General features: G+C 69.1%; 10 protein-coding genes. 3 read left to right on the plus strand and 7 right to left on the minus strand.

Going from position 1 to position 13,308, the window contains the following annotated elements; translation table 11 throughout:
* Positions 1–144 precede the first annotated feature (144 nt).
* The 5 genes from serA to A5767_RS19620 all read right to left on the minus strand — a co-directional run bounded on the left by serA (position 145) and on the right by A5767_RS19620 (position 7,249).
* Complete coding sequence (serA, locus tag A5767_RS19600) at positions 145–1,737, minus strand: phosphoglycerate dehydrogenase (RefSeq protein WP_064852969.1); 1,593 nt, start codon at positions 1,735–1,737, stop codon at positions 145–147.
* A gap of 128 nt (positions 1,738–1,865) precedes the next feature.
* Positions 1,866–3,638, minus strand: coding sequence for a SulP family inorganic anion transporter (locus A5767_RS19605; RefSeq protein WP_059380776.1), 1,773 nt, complete (start codon positions 3,636–3,638; stop codon positions 1,866–1,868).
* A gap of 118 nt (positions 3,639–3,756) precedes the next feature.
* Positions 3,757–4,758 (minus strand): ketol-acid reductoisomerase, encoded by a 1,002-nt coding sequence (ilvC, locus tag A5767_RS19610; protein WP_170318577.1) that lies wholly within the window; start codon positions 4,756–4,758, stop codon positions 3,757–3,759.
* A 50-nt stretch (positions 4,759–4,808) separates the two neighbouring features.
* Complete coding sequence (gene ilvN, locus A5767_RS19615; protein WP_006554535.1) at positions 4,809–5,312, minus strand: acetolactate synthase small subunit; 504 nt, start codon at positions 5,310–5,312, stop codon at positions 4,809–4,811.
* Positions 5,309–7,249 (minus strand): acetolactate synthase large subunit, encoded by a 1,941-nt coding sequence (locus A5767_RS19620; RefSeq protein ID WP_024101384.1) that lies wholly within the window; start codon positions 7,247–7,249, stop codon positions 5,309–5,311. The genes ilvN and A5767_RS19620 overlap by 4 nt, the downstream gene beginning before the upstream one ends.
* A gap of 266 nt (positions 7,250–7,515) precedes the next feature.
* Between A5767_RS19620 and A5767_RS19625 the strand changes: the two genes are divergently transcribed.
* Together A5767_RS19625 and ilvD are read left to right on the plus strand one after the other, a co-directional pair.
* Positions 7,516–8,037: a PH domain-containing protein gene (locus tag A5767_RS19625; RefSeq protein ID WP_006554537.1), complete on the plus strand. Its 522-nt coding sequence runs from the start codon at positions 7,516–7,518 to the stop codon at positions 8,035–8,037.
* 139 nt (positions 8,038–8,176) lie between these two features.
* Positions 8,177–10,018: a dihydroxy-acid dehydratase gene (ilvD, locus tag A5767_RS19630; protein ID WP_064852970.1), complete on the plus strand. Its 1,842-nt coding sequence runs from the start codon at positions 8,177–8,179 to the stop codon at positions 10,016–10,018.
* Positions 10,019–10,096: 78 nt separating this feature from the next.
* Here the strand turns inward: ilvD and A5767_RS19635 are convergent, their stop codons facing one another.
* Positions 10,097–10,855, minus strand: coding sequence for a DoxX family protein (locus A5767_RS19635; RefSeq protein ID WP_019288387.1), 759 nt, complete (start codon positions 10,853–10,855; stop codon positions 10,097–10,099).
* Between the two features lie 77 nt (positions 10,856–10,932).
* On the opposite strand from A5767_RS19635, the gene A5767_RS19640 reads away from it, so the two are divergent.
* Positions 10,933–12,078 carry a PQQ-dependent sugar dehydrogenase gene (locus A5767_RS19640; RefSeq protein WP_064852971.1) on the plus strand — a complete coding sequence of 382 codons (1,146 nt, stop codon included), beginning with the start codon at positions 10,933–10,935 and terminating at the stop codon, positions 12,076–12,078.
* Here the strand turns inward: A5767_RS19640 and A5767_RS19645 are convergent, their stop codons facing one another.
* Positions 12,079–13,284: a cation:proton antiporter gene (locus A5767_RS19645; RefSeq protein WP_064852972.1), complete on the minus strand. Its 1,206-nt coding sequence runs from the start codon at positions 13,282–13,284 to the stop codon at positions 12,079–12,081.
* Between the last annotated feature and the right edge of the window lie 24 nt (positions 13,285–13,308).

Genomic DNA, 13,308 nt, shown 5'->3' on the forward strand with positions numbered 1-13,308 from the left:
CCTCCCCCCCCGCCGCGGCCCCCCCCCCCCCGCGCCCCCCCCGCGCCCCCCCCCCTCTTTCCACCACCACATCCCCCTCGCGCGCGGGGGGGCCCCGCCCCCGGCCCCCGGGCCCCCGCCACCGGATGATGGAGAACCGAAGGATCAGGACAGGTCGACCTGGGCGACGCGCGCGTCGAGCGCCTCGGTGATCTGTCCGACCTCGGCGTCGCCGACGACGCGGTCGACACGGAGGATCACGGTGGCGCCGGGGCCCTCCGCGTCCTGGCTCAGCGCCGCGGCCTGGATGTCGATGCTCGCGTTGCCGAGCACGGTGCCCAGCGTTCCGAGGACACCCGGACGGTCCTGGTAGTGGACGATCAGGTTGTGGCCCTCGGCGCGGAGGTCGAAGCTGCGGCTGTTGATGTTGACGATCTTCTCGACCTGCTGCAGGCCGGTGAGCGCACCCGCGACGGACGTGACGTGTCCGTCCGGCGCCACGGCGCGGACCTCGACGGCGCTGCGGTGCGTGGTGGCCTCGCTGACCTTCTCGACCTCGACGGTCACGCCGCGCTGCTCCGCGAGCTTGGGGGCGTTGACGAAGGTGACGGGCTCGTCGCTGCTCGCCGAGAACAGGCCGCGGAGGGCGGCCAGGCCGAGGATGTCGGTGTTCTCGGCCGAGAGCTCACCGCTGACGACGACCTGCACGTTCTGCACGGCCTCGGGCGAGAGGGTGCCGGCGAGCAGACCGAGCTTGCGGACGAGCTCGAGCCACGGCGCGACCTCCTCGCCCACGGGGCCACCGGAGACGTTGACGGCGTCGGGCACGAACTCGCCGGCGAGGGCGAGCAGCACGCTCTTGGCGACGTCGGTACCGGCGCGGTCCTGGGCCTCGGCGGTGGATGCACCGAGGTGCGGGGTGACGACGACGTTGTCGAGGTCGAACAGCTTCGAATCGGTGCACGGCTCGGTCTCGAAGACGTCGAGGCCGGCAGCGCGGACCTTGCCTTCGACGAGCGCGTCGTACAGCGCGTCCTCGTCGATCAGGCCACCGCGGGCGGCGTTGACGATGATGACGCCGTCCTTGGCCTTGGACAGACGCTCGGCGTTGATCAGGCCGGCGGTCTCCTTGGTCTTGGGCAGGTGCACCGAGATGAAGTCGGCGCGGGCGACCAGCTCGTCGATGTCGACGAGCTCGATGCCGAGCTGTGCGGCGCGGGCGGCCGGCAGGTAGGGGTCGTACGCGATGACGTGGGTCTCGAACGCCGCGAGACGCTGGGCGAACAGCTGGCCGATGCGGCCGAGGCCGACGACGCCGACCGTTTTGCCGAGGATTTCGGTGCCGTTGAAGCTCGACCGCTTCCAGGTGCGCTCACGCAGGGTGCGGTCGGCGGCGGGAACCTGACGCGCCGCGGACATGAGGAGCGCGGCCGCGTGCTCCGCGGCGGAGTGGATGTTGGAGGTGGGCGCGTTGACGACCATCACACCGCGCTCGGTGGCAGCGGCGATGTCGACGTTGTCGAGGCCGACACCGGCGCGACCGACGATCTTGAGGTTGGGCGCCGCAGCGAGCACCTCGGCGTCGACGGTGGTCGCGGAGCGGACCAGCAGCGCCTGGGCCTCGGGCACGGCCGCGAGCAGGGCGGGGCGGTCGGGGCCGTCGACCCAGCGCACCTCGACACCGTCACCGAGCGCATCGACGGTCGACTGCGCAAGCTTGTCGGCGATCAGGACTACTGGACGGCCATTCTGGCTCACGTGCGGACTCCCTGTGTCGTGAATGTGTGAGTGGTCGACGGCGCTCGCGCCCGACAGCATGCGTGGGCACCCGCGACCGCCCACAGTTTAGTGCCCCGGCCCCTCCCACGGGGCCACCGGGACCGGGATCACGGTGGTGCGGGCCGATCCTTCCGCGGGGGCGGGACGATGTCCTGCGGGGGTGCGTCGAGCACACTGCGCTCGATGCCGGGCTGGTTCCGGTGCCGGAAGGCCACCACGGCGGTGCGGACGGTCGGATGGAATCGCCCGGCCCCGAAGCGATTCCCCGATTGCATCCGGTGCAACTTGTCCTTGACCGGCCCCTTCATCGCGGCGAAGGCGAGCCGTATCCCCCTGTGGGCGAGGTAGTCGTCGAGACGTTCGATCTCCTCGACGGCGCTGATGTCGAGATCCGTGATCGGTTCGGCCGCGAGTACCACCCACTCGATACGGTCCTCGCGTTCGCGGACGAGTTCACGGACGAACTTCGTGAGGATCACACCGTTCGCGAAGAACAGCGGGGCGTCGAATCGCACGAGCACGAGACCCGGGATGCGGTGGCCCTCGGGATGCCGCTCCCGGTCGTGATATCCGGCGATGTCCTCGAGTTCGACGAGTTCGGTCCGGTGGGGTTGCCAGGCACGCACGATCACGACCGCCAACGACAATGCGATCGCGACGAGTACACCCCTCAACACACCGGCGAGACCGACCGCCACGAATGCGGCGAAGGACAAACAGAATTCGATCTTGTTGACCCGCCACAGGCGACCGAGCCCCTTCACATCGACGAGCGCACTCGCCGCGGCGATCACGACGGCAGCGAGCGCGGCCTGCGGCAGGTACGCTGTCGCCCCCGGCGCGGCCAGCAGGAAGATCGCGACCGTCACCGCTCCGACGGCACCCGCGAGCTGGGTACGCGCTCCGGCCTGTACGAGGACGGGAGTGCGACTGCCGCTGCCGCAGATCGGGAATCCGCCTGTCGCACCGGCTGCGATGTTCACCACACCGAGGGCGCGCATCTCGGAACTGCCGTCCACGTCCTCGCCCCGTCGGAGCGCGAACGAGCGCGACAGCACCGCGGTGTCGGCGAACGCGATGACGGCGACGGCGACGGCGGGTGCGAGCAGTTCGATCACGTCTCCCCGTTCGATACCGCCCAGAACGGGCGCGGGGATCCCGGCGGGCAACGCCCCCACCATCTCCACCCGATCGGTGAGCCCGAACACCTCGACCGCCGCGGAGGCGGCGACCACCGCGACGAGCACCGCGGGTATGCGGGGAACGACCTTCTGCAGCGCGAGGATCACAGCGAGGGTGCCGACGCCGAGGAGAAGTCCGACCGGTTCGACACCGTCCTCGAAGACGTCGTCGACGACGTCGAGAACCTCGGCGACGACACCGGATTCGTCGGCCGAGGTGCCCAGCAGGAGCGGGAGCTGCCCGACGATGACGATGATCGCGATCGCGTTGAGGAAACCGACCCGGATGGGTGTGGAGAGCAGATAGGTCAGGAATCCGAAGCGGAGTATCCCGCCGACGAGGAGGATCGCCCCGACGAGGAGGGCGAGCACACCGGCGAGGGCGACCGCACGCTGCGGATCACCGTCGGCGGCGAGCGGGATCACCGCGGCCGCGATGAGCGGGGCGAGCGCGGAATCCGGTCCGAGCACGAGGATCCGGGACGGACCGACCACCGCGTACACGAGCATCGGCACCACTGTCGCGTAGAGACCGGTGTAGGGCGGCAGTCCCGCCGCCTGGGCATATCCCATGCCGGTGGGGACGAGCAGGGCGCTGAGCGCGAGACCCGCCGTGACGTCGCCCCGCAACCACCCCCGCCGGTAGGACCGTGCGGTGGCGACACCCGGGAGCCGCCCGAACGCGGCGAGGAGCCACATCAGCCAAGTATCCTCCGCGGCCTCGGCCCGTGACTGCGACATCGCTCACGCGCACCGACGACGGCGGCCCGGCACCCCCGTAGGGGTACCGGGCCGCCGTGACCGGATCAGGTGGCTGTCAGGCCGTCTCGGTGATGGGGCGATCGACCCAGCTCATCAGGTCGCGCAGCTGCTTGCCGACGACCTCGATGCCGTGCTCGGCGTTCTGCTTGCGCAGACCCTCGAGCTCCTTGTTGCCGCCCTCGACGTTGGCGACGAGACGCTTGACGAAGGTGCCGTCCTGGATGTCCTTCAGGATCTCCTTCATGCGCTCCTTGGTGCCGGCGTCGATGACGCGCGGGCCGGAGAGGTAGCCGCCGAACTCCGCGGTGTCGGACACCGAGTAGTTCATGCGGGCGATGCCGCCCTCGTACATGAGGTCGACGATGAGCTTGAGCTCGTGGAGAACCTCGAAGTAGGCCATCTCGGGGGCGTAGCCCGCCTCGACCATGACGTCGAAGCCGGTCTTGACGAGCTCTTCGGTGCCACCGCAGAGCACGGCCTGCTCGCCGAAGAGGTCGGTCTCGGTCTCTTCCTTGAAGGTGGTCTTGATGACGCCGGCCCGGGTGCCGCCGATGCCCTTGGCGTAGGACAGCGCGAGCGCCTGGCCCTCACCCTTGGGGTCCTGATGGACGGCGATGAGCGCGGGAACGCCCTTGCCGTCGACGAACTGACGACGCACGAGGTGGCCGGGACCCTTGGGGGCGACCATCGCGACGGTCACGTTCTCCGGAGCGGTGATGAGACCGAAGTGGATGTTGAGGCCGTGGCCGAAGAACAGCGCGTCGCCGTCCTTCAGGTTGGGCTCGATGTCGTTGGTGAAGATCGACGCCTGGGCGGTGTCGGGCGCGAGGATCATGATGACGTCGGCCCACTCGGAGACCTCGGCGGGGGTGCCGACGGTGAGACCGGCTTCCTCGGCCTTGGCCCGCGACTTCGAGCCCTCCTTCAGACCGATGCGAACGTCGACGCCCGAGTCGCGCAGGCTCAGCGAGTGCGCGTGTCCCTGACTGCCGTAGCCGATGACGGCGACCTTACGACCCTGGATGATCGACAGGTCGGCATCGTCGTCGTAGAACATCTCGACTGCCACAGTGATTACCTCTTTCAGCAAGTATGGGTGTGTTAAGGCTAACGGGTAGCCGTGATGGACTTCGGACCGCGTCCGACGGCGACGACACCGGACTGGACGATCTCGCGGATTCCGTACGGTTCGAGCATGCGCAGCAGCGCGTCGAGCTTGGACCGCGTACCGGTCGCCTCGATGGTCAGCGACTCGGGCGAGACGTCGATCACCTTGGCGCGGAACAGATTCACCGTCTCGATGACCTGGGTGCGTACACTCGCGTCGGCGCGCACCTTGATGAGCACGAGTTCGCGGGCGACGGACGCCTCGTCCTCCTGCTCGACGATCTTGATGACGTTGACGAGCTTGTTGAGCTGCTTGGTGACCTGCTCGAGCGGGAACTCGTCGACGGTCACCACGATCGTCATCCGCGAGATGTCGGGCACCTCGGTGCCACCGACGGCAAGGGATTCGATGTTGAAGCCGCGTCGCGAGAACAGCGATGCGACTCGGGCGAGCACGCCCGGCTTGTCCTCGACGAGAACACTGAGGGTGTGACTCGTGCTCACTTGGTCTCCTCCTGGGCCGCAGCGTTCTCGCTGCGGGTTTCGAGCGCGTCGATGGTCTCGTGGATGACGGCGGGATCGTCGGCAGCGGCGTCGTCGTCGAACAGCGGCCGGATGTCGCGAGCCGCCATGATCTCGTCGTTGCTCGTGCCGGCGGCGACCATCGGCCACACCTGCGCGTCCTTGCCGACGATGAAGTCGATCACGACGGGACGATCGTTGACCTCCTGCGCCCGGCGGATCGCAGGCTCGACGTCTTCCTCGCGCTCGACGCGGATGCCCACGCAGCCGAGGGCCTCGGCGAGCTTGACGAAGTCGGGGATGCGTAGCGAGTGCGTCGCCAGGTCGGTGTTCGAGTATCGCTCCTCGTAGAAGAGGGTCTGCCACTGCCGGACCATGCCGAGATTGCCGTTGTTGATGAGCGCGACCTTGATCGGCACACCCTCGACGGCGCACGTCGCGAGTTCCTGGTTGGTCATCTGGAAGCAGCCGTCGCCGTCGATGGCCCACACCTCGGTGTCGGGGCAACCCATCTTGGCGCCCATCGCGGCGGGCACCGCGTAGCCCATGGTGCCGAGACCACCGGAGTTGAGCCAGGTGCGCGGCTTCTCGTAGTCGACGAACTGCGCCGCCCACATCTGGTGCTGACCGACGCCTGCGCAGTAGATCGCGTCGGGACCGGCGAGCTTACCGACGGCCTGGATGACGTACTGCGGCGACAGGGTGTCGTCGGTGGGACGGTCGTAGCTCAGCGGGTAGGTGCGACGGATGTCGTCGAGGTAGGCCCACCATGCCGTGTAGTCGAGCTTCGTGCCGGTCGCCAGGTCGGCGCGGATCGCCTCGAGCAGTTCGACGATGACCTCCTTGCAGTCACCGACGATCGGCACGTCGGCGTGCCGGTTCTTGCCGATCTCCGCCGGGTCGATGTCGGCGTGGATGACCTTGGCGTCGGGCGCGAAGGAGTCCAGCTGACCGGTGACGCGGTCGTCGAAGCGGGCACCGAGGGTGATGAGCAGGTCACTCTTCTGCAGTGCGGCCACCGCGGCGACGTTGCCGTGCATGCCGGGCATGCCGCAGTGCAGGTTGTGGCTGTCGGGGAACGCACCGCGGGCCATGAGCGTCGTAACGACCGGGATGCCGGTCAGCTCGGCGAGCTCGAGCAGCTCGGCCGACGCCTCGGCCTTGATGACACCGCCGCCGACGTACAGCACCGGGTTCTTCGCGTCGGCGATCAGTCGCGCGGCCTCGCGGACCTGCTTGCCGTGCGGCTTCGTCACCGGGCGGTAGCCGGGCAGGTGCATCTCCGGCGGCCAGCTGAAGGTGGTCTGTGCCTGGAGGATGTCCTTGGGGATGTCGACGAGGACCGCGCCCGGGCGGCCCGAGGAGGCGAGGTAGAACGCCTCGGCCAGGATGCGCGGGATGTCGGCGCCGTCGGTGACCAGGAAGTTGTGCTTCGTGATCGGCATCGTGATGCCGGAGATGTCGGCTTCCTGGAAGGCGTCGGTGCCGATGAGCGGGCGACCGACCTGGCCGGTGATCGCGACGAGGGGCACGGAGTCCATCTGCGCGTCGGCGAGCGGGGTGACGAGGTTCGTCGCGCCCGGACCGGAAGTGGCCATGCACACGCCGACCTTGCCGGTGGCCTGGGCGTAACCGGTGGCAGCGTGCCCGGCACCCTGCTCGTGACGGACGAGCACGTGGCGCACGCGCCGCGAATCGAAGATCGGGTCGTAGACGGGCAGGATCGCGCCGCCGGGAATGCCGAATACCGTGTCGACCTCGAGTTCCTCGAGTGCGCGGACCACCGACTGGGCGCCGGTGACCCGCTCGGGGGCGACCTGGCGTCGATTGGCGGGCTGCGTCGCGGCAGCTGCGGGAGTCGGGGTGGCGGACCCCGGCTTTCGCGGCGAGGGTTGAGGCCGTGCGGTTGGTGCGCTCACTGCGAATTCCTCTGATTCTGGCTCCGGGCAACAAAAAACCCTCGTCAGCAAGTCTGCTGTACGAGGGTGGCGCGTCGTGGGCGAGTTGCGAAATGCGGCTCAGGCGACGACGCGCCGGCCGATTACGAGCAACCCATTCTGATTCACGCGCTCGACGGTAGGCGCATGGTGTCCAGACAGTCAACTTGGTGCGGTCCACTGTCCCAGAATGTGAGATGCCGCGGCTGCAGTGCGAAGATGTAGAGGTGTCATCTTCCCAGCAGCCCGTGCCACCGCCCCCATCATCCCACACGCCCGATTCGACGACGCAGGTCATCCAGATCTCGCGACTGTCCTTCCTCGCGTGCGCTCTGCTGTTCCTCGCCCTCGCCTCCCCCGCGCTGGCGTGGCCGGAGGCCTTCGCATGGACGCTGATCATCCCGTTCCTCGTCGCCGCCTGGGTCGTGCGGGTACGCACCGTCGTCGGCCCCGAGGGCATCGTCGCGCGAGCGACCTTCAAGACGACGAACCTGAAGTGGGACGAACTCGACGGCCTCCGGTTCCCGAAGCGGGGCTGGGCCCGCGCACGGCTCACCGACGGCAGCGAGGTCGCACTGCCGGTCGTCACCTTCGGCCGGCTGCCGCAGCTGTCGGAGGCCAGCGGAGGCCGCATCACCGATCCGTACGCGGCCGCACAGCTCGCCGAGGAGAAGGCATACCGCGAGAAGGCGGCCGCCGAAGCCGGTCCGGATGCCGAAACCACCGACGACGCAGTCACCGTCGAGAAGAAGGGGGACCGCTCCTCCTGATCCTCGCGACCGGGTGCGAATAGAGGCATCCGGAAGCACGCGAGTAGATTCGTCGGTGCCGTTGCCCGGATCCGCCCAGCCCGGCGACCGGACGCGGCCCGGCCGATTGCGCACCAGCCACCGTCAAGGAAGTCAGCCCATGCCCCCGTTGAGGTCACGCACCACCACCGTCGGACGAAACGCCGCGGGAGCGCGCTCCCTGTGGCGCGCCACCGGCCTGACCGATTCCGACTTCGGCAAGCCGATCGTCGCGATCGCGAACTCCTACACGCAGTTCGTACCCGGTCACGTCCACCTCAAGGACGTCGGTGAGATCGTCGCGAAGGCCGTGCGCGAAGCGGGCGGCGTGGCGCGCGAGTTCCACACCATCGCAGTCGACGACGGCATCGCCATGGGCCACGGCGGCATGCTCTACTCGCTGCCGAGCCGCGAAATCATCGCCGACTCCGTCGAATACATGGTCAACGCGCACACCGCCGATGCACTGGTGTGCATCTCGAACTGCGACAAGATCACCCCGGGCATGCTCAATGCCGCGATGCGCCTGAACATCCCGACGATCTTCGTCTCCGGTGGTCCGATGGAGGCCGGTAAGGCGGTCGTCGTCAACGGTGTCGCGCAGGCCCCCACCGACCTCATCACCGCCATCTCGGCCTCCGCCAGCGAGGCCGTCGACGACGCGGGTCTCGACGAGGTCGAGCGCAGCGCGTGCCCGACCTGCGGTTCGTGCTCGGGCATGTTCACCGCCAACTCGATGAACTGCCTCACCGAGGCCCTCGGTCTCGCGCTGCCCGGCAACGGTTCGACCCTCGCCACCCACGAGGCGCGACGCGCACTGTTCGAGACCGCCGGCCGAACGATCGTCGAAGCGGCCCTGCGCTACTACCGCGACGACGACGAGTCGGTGCTTCCGCGCAACATCGCCACCCCGGCCGCCTTCCGCAACGCGATGGCGCTCGACGTCGCGATGGGTGGTTCCACCAACACCGTGCTGCACACCCTCGCCGCTGCGCAGGAGGGTGAAGTCGACTTCGACCTCACCACCATCGACGAGATCAGCCGCCGGGTGCCCTGCCTGGCGAAGGTCTCCCCGAACTCCGACTACCACATGGAGGACGTGCACCGCGCCGGCGGAATCCCCGCCATCCTCGGCGAGCTGCGCCGCGGTGGCCTGCTCGAGACCGACGTCTCCACGGTCCACACGAAGAGCTTCGACGAGTGGCTCGACACCTGGGACATCCGTTCCGGCAAGGCGTCCGAGACGGCCCTCGAACTGTTCCACGCCGCACCGGGCGGTGTGCGCACCACCGAACCGTTCTCGACGGACAACCGCTGGTCGTCGCTCGACACCGATGCCGCGAACGGTTGCATCCGCGACATCGAGCACGCCTACACCGTCGAGGGCGGCTTGTGCGTGCTGCGCGGCAATCTCGCACCGGACGGCGCGATCCTCAAGACCGCCGGTATCGACGAGGATCTGTTCCACTTCGAGGGCCCGGCCTACGTCGTCGAGTCGCAGGAGGAGGCCGTCTCGGCCATCCTCGGCAAGAAGATCAAGGCCGGCGACGTCGTCGTCGTCCGCTACGAGGGCCCGGCCGGCGGCCCCGGCATGCAGGAGATGCTGCACCCGACCTCCTTCCTCAAGGGCATCGGTCTGGGCAAGGTGTGTGCCCTGATCACCGACGGTCGCTTCTCGGGCGGCACCTCCGGTCTGTCCATCGGGCACGTCTCCCCCGAGGCCGCGTCCGGTGGTGTGATCGGCCTGATCGAGCAGGGCGACCGGATCCGCATCGACGTCGCGACCCGCACCCTCGAGGTGCTCGTCGAGGACGAGGTGCTCGCGGATCGTCGCGCGAAGATGGAGGCCTCCGAGCGTCCGTGGCAGCCCGTCGACCGTGAGCGCACGGTCTCGAAGGCACTGCGCGCCTACGCCGCTCTGGCGACCTCCGCCGACAAGGGTGCCGTCCGGCGCGTGCCGTAACACTTCACGACAACAGGAACGAGGGCCCCGCGATCATCCCGATCGCGGGGCCCTCGCCTGATGTCCGTCCTTCGTATGTCAGCGTCCGAAGATCCACAGGCACACGCCGGCCGCCACACCCATCAGCAGCACGACGAACGAGCCCAGGAACGGACGCGTCGCCCAGCCGCGTCGTCCGTCGATCGCGATGCGTCCAGGTCCGGTGAGGGTGATCGTCACCGCGCAGGCGACGAGAAGGGCCTCGAACTCGAAGCCCGATGATTCGGCGGCGAAGAACTGGACGCCCGGCTCGAGTTCGTGTTTGAACAGCACCGCGTTGACCATGATGGCCACGATCGCAGCAGCGGCGAACGGAGTGAGCAGACCCAGGACGAGCAGTCCTCCGGCCGCGATCTCACCGACCGCGCCGACGATCGCGAGCACGGCGGGCTGCTGGTACCCCGCGTCGCGCAGCAACGACTCGAAACCGTCGAGACCCGGGCCGTTCCACAGACCCACCAGCTTCTGCAGTCCGTGTGCGACGAGGATCGCCCCGACCGCGGCGCGCAGGACGAACAATCCGAGGTCGAGCGTCCCGCGGCGCACCTTCGGGGTCTGCTCGCCGACGGCCACCGCGCCGCCCGCATCCGCACCGAATACCGGCTCCGGCCGGTACATCTGCTCGGTGGGAGCGGCGTAGGCGTCGGTGCCGAGGGGCGTTCCCCCGGCCCCGAAGTCGTCGTCCGATCCGAGATACGACTCGCGTGGTCGGTGCATCTCGAGTGTGTGCTCGTCGGGCTGGTTTCCGTAGGAACTCGAACCCGCGTCCGGTATGCCACCGTTCTTGTTGTCGGCCACGCTCCCAGCCTAGGCCCGTGACTGCCCCCACACCCGGCATCCGCGGGTGCGCGCGTCGTGCCGGTAACGTTTGCGGCATGACACGGGGTACGCGGTGGACGGGTTCGTGGGGCGTACGTGCGGCAGCGGCGGCGCTCGCCGTCGGAGTCCTCGCCGTCCCGTCCTGCGCCCGCTTCGACGACTCCGCATCGAGCCCGTTCACTCCCGAACCCACCTTCGATCCGGGACCGGGCGTCGGGCCCCAGGACCCCACCGAGACGACCACGCCGAGCGCCTCCCCCAAGCCTCCGGGGCCGTGTGTCGATCCCGACCCGTCCGTGATCGCGACCTGCCTCGACGTCACCGGCGGCCTGGTGACGATGCCCGACGGCAACTCCGCGCTCGTCACCGAGCGCCGGACGGGTCGGATACTGCAGGTCGCGCCGGAGACCGAGCCGGTGGAGATCGCGACGATCCCGGTCGACGGATCCGGGGACGGTGGGCTCCTGGACGTGGCACTCTCCCCCACCTTCGCCGAGGACCGACTGCTCTACGCCTACATCACCACGGCCTCGGACAACCGCGTGGTTCGCATCGCCGCGGGCGACACTCCCAAGGACGTGCTGACGGGAATCCCGCGCGGCGCGACGGGCAATTCCGGCGCCATCGAATTCGTCTCGCCCACCGAGCTCGCCGTCCTGACCGGCGACGCCGGAAACGCAGCGGCCGCAAACGATCCGAACGTCCTGTCCGGCAAGCTCCTGAACCTGCCGCTCCCGGCACCCGGCGCAGCACCCACTCCCTCGGTGGTGCTGTCGGGCATCGGCACCGCAGGCGATGTGTGCCGCGATCCGAACGGCAATCTGTGGGTCACCGACCGCACTCCCCTCGAGGACCGGCTCCAGCGGGTCGGGGTCGACGGCTCGACCGGCACCGGCCCGGCCTGGACGTGGCCCGAGCGGCCCGGTGTCGCCGGGTGCGCGGCGGCTCCCGACGGGATCGCGATCTCGCTCACCGACGCGAAGGCCGTCGCGGTCGTCGCTACCGATCCGGGGACCGGCGCGGTCACGGCGTCCCCCGTCCTCGCGGCGGAGGACCGCTACGGCATGCTGCGCGGCGCCTCTTCGTCGCCCGACGGCCTGCTGTGGGTCTCGACGGTCAACAAGTCCGGCGCCGAACCGGGACCGAACGACGACCGCGTCATCCGCATCCAGTTCCCGGCCGGTGGCGGCGGATTCGACTGATCATGCCCGCCCCGGTGTCTCCGCCGCAGCGGGGTGGTGGAGCAGCCCCGCGAGCATCGGGAGAACGAGGACGGTGACGGCGCCCGCCGCCACGAGGATCGACGCGCTCGCGTTCGTCATCTGATCGGCACTCACCGCGACGCCGGTGACCGCGACGATCAGTGGCAGACCCGTAGTGGAGTACAGGGCGATCTGCAGTTGTTCGGCGGTTCCGAACATGCGGTTGCCGGTCTCGTCGCGTTCGAGGCGCGATGCGACGAACACCGGTACACCCCTCACCAGGACGAGCAGTCCGAGGAATGCCAGCAGGATGCCCGGGGTACTCGCAACGGCACCGACGTCGATCGCCATGCCCGAGGTGACGAAGAAGATCGGGATGAGGAAGCCGTATCCGAGACCGTCGAGCTTCTTCTCGAGCCGCTCGTCGCCCGCCGGGATCGTGCGGCGCAGGATGAAGCCGGCCGCGAAGGCCCCGAGAATGATGTCGAGATCGAAGGCGGCGGCGACGGCGATGAGTCCGACGAGCAGCAACATTGTCAGGCGCACCGGGATCTGGGCGGTGGTGTCGGAGCCGAGCCGGACGAACTGGGTGAACCGTGAGCCCTCCCCCAGGATCCAGGTCGGCAGCACGGCGACGGCGACGGCCACGACCGCGAACGCCAGCAGGACGATCAGCGAGCCGAGTGCGCCGCGCGCACCGAGCAGGGTTGCCATGGCCACAACGGGCAGCAGTTCTCCGAACGCACCGTGATTGAGCACCGACCGTCCGAGTGGGGTCGCGACGAGCCCGCGGTCGGCGAGGATCGGCAGGAGCGTCCCCAGCGCTGTGGATGTCAGGGCGATCGCCACGGCAATCTCGGCGTGCACCTGGCCGACCGCTCCCAGGGCGGCGACGGTACCGAGCGCCAACAGCATGCACACGCACCAGGTGAGCATCGCGCGGCGCCCACCCCGCCCGCGCAACTCGGCGGGGTCGATCTCGTATCCGGCGAGCAGGAAGAGCATCCCCAGGCCGAGTTCGCGCAGGATGCCGATCTCGCTGCCCGTCTCCGCGAGGTCGAACGCGTAGGGGCCGATGAGGACACCGGCCACCAGCAGCAGCACGACCTCGGGCACCAGCCGACGCGGGACGGCGCCGGCGATCAGCGGTGCCAGCACCGCCGCGACGGCGATCCAGAACAGCGAGGTGGCGACAGCAGCGTCCATGCGCCGCTACTCTAGCCGCGCAAG

This window comes from Rhodococcus sp. 852002-51564_SCH6189132-a (assembly GCF_001665495.1).
GTDB lineage: Bacteria > Actinomycetota > Actinomycetes > Mycobacteriales > Mycobacteriaceae > Rhodococcus > Rhodococcus pyridinivorans.

Excerpts from the sequence above, each read along its gene's own strand:
- A5767_RS19605 (WP_059380776.1), bottom strand. The coding sequence starts at position 3,638 with ATGTGGCTCCTCGCCGCGTTCGGGCGGCTCCCGGGTGTCGCCACCGCA.
- ilvC (WP_170318577.1), bottom strand. The coding sequence starts at position 4,758 with ATGTTCTACGACGACGATGCCGACCTGTCGATCATCCAGGGTCGTAAG.
- ilvD (WP_064852970.1), top strand. The coding sequence starts at position 8,177 with ATGCCCCCGTTGAGGTCACGCACCACCACCGTCGGACGAAACGCCGCG.
- A5767_RS19640 (WP_064852971.1), top strand. The coding sequence starts at position 10,933 with ATGACACGGGGTACGCGGTGGACGGGTTCGTGGGGCGTACGTGCGGCA.
- A5767_RS19645 (WP_064852972.1), bottom strand. The coding sequence starts at position 13,284 with ATGGACGCTGCTGTCGCCACCTCGCTGTTCTGGATCGCCGTCGCGGCG.